The 1,057-nt window shown below is 57.0% G+C and carries 1 protein-coding gene; it reads left to right on the top strand.

The window, feature by feature from the left end; genetic code table 11:
• Positions 1-782, top strand: a 782-nt coding sequence (locus IVB01_RS26975; RefSeq protein WP_247494994.1) for an IS110 family transposase, incomplete at its 5' end; no start/stop codon positions are given.
• Positions 783-1,057: the final 275 nt, after the last annotated feature.

The following is a 1,057-nucleotide window of genomic DNA, read 5'->3' as shown; positions in this document are numbered from 1 at the left end:
TCAAACGAAATAAGACCGACATGGCGGATGCAGAAGCCATTTGTGAGGCTGTCACCCGTCCGACGATGCGGTTCGTACCGATGAAGACTGCCGAACAACAAGCAGCCGGTATGATTCTGCGGGCGCGAGAGCTGCTGATCAGACAGCGGAGCCAGACTGCCAATGCTCTGCGCGCGCACATGGCCGAGTTGGGTATTATCGCGGGGACGGGCATGGCAAGCATCGCGAAACTTCTGGGATTGCTCCGGGAGGGGGAAGACGACAGGATCCCCACCACCGCCCGCTTTGCCCTGATCCATTTCGCTGAACAGATTGAGCTACTTACAAACCGCATAGAGAAGCTCGATAGAGAGATTTTGGTTGCCGTCAGAAAGGATCCCGATGCGAGGCGTCTGATGAGCATTCCCGGTGTTGGTCCTCTCATCGCCGCTACCGTTCGGACATCGGTCTTGGATGCTCGTGGCTTTGCCACTGCACGAGATTTTGCGGCTTGGATGGGTCTGACGCCGAGAGCACAATCGAGCGGTGGGAAAGAAAGGCTCGGCGCGATATCGAAGCGGGGAAATCGGCAACTACGGACGCTCTTAATCGTCGGTGCAACTTCTATCATCAAGCTTGCCAAACGAGGCTTGAAAGTCCCGCTCTGGGTTCGGACCATGCTGCAACGCCGGCCGGTCAAGGTCGTATCAGTGGCGTTCGCCAACAAGATTGCGCGCACCATCTGGGCGTTGCTAGTCAAGGGCGGCATCTATCAGGCACCGGCCGCAATGCTGAAATCTTAATCTTAAGAGCTCATCGGCGGAAAAAGAAAGCCGCCGAGGAGGCAGGGTGCAATCTGGATGAACACTGAATGACGACATTCCCGGTAGCAATCAGACCGCCTGACTCACTGCGCTTCGAGCGCGCAAAATTGATTGGGCGATTGCTTCCGCGGACATCATCGTGGCCAGCGGCAGGTGCCGCGTTCACAGGCCGAACATATGACCGCACCGCCATTCCTTGTTCAATCAGAGAAAGACCTTGCAGCCCGGGCCGTTCCACATATGAGTCAGAGCCC

The organism is Bradyrhizobium sp. 164 (assembly GCF_023073715.1).
In the GTDB taxonomy this organism is placed as follows: Bacteria; Pseudomonadota; Alphaproteobacteria; order Rhizobiales; family Xanthobacteraceae; genus Bradyrhizobium.
The sequence above is the reverse complement of the archived record's forward strand: the minus strand, read 5'-3'. Positions and strand labels throughout refer to the sequence as shown.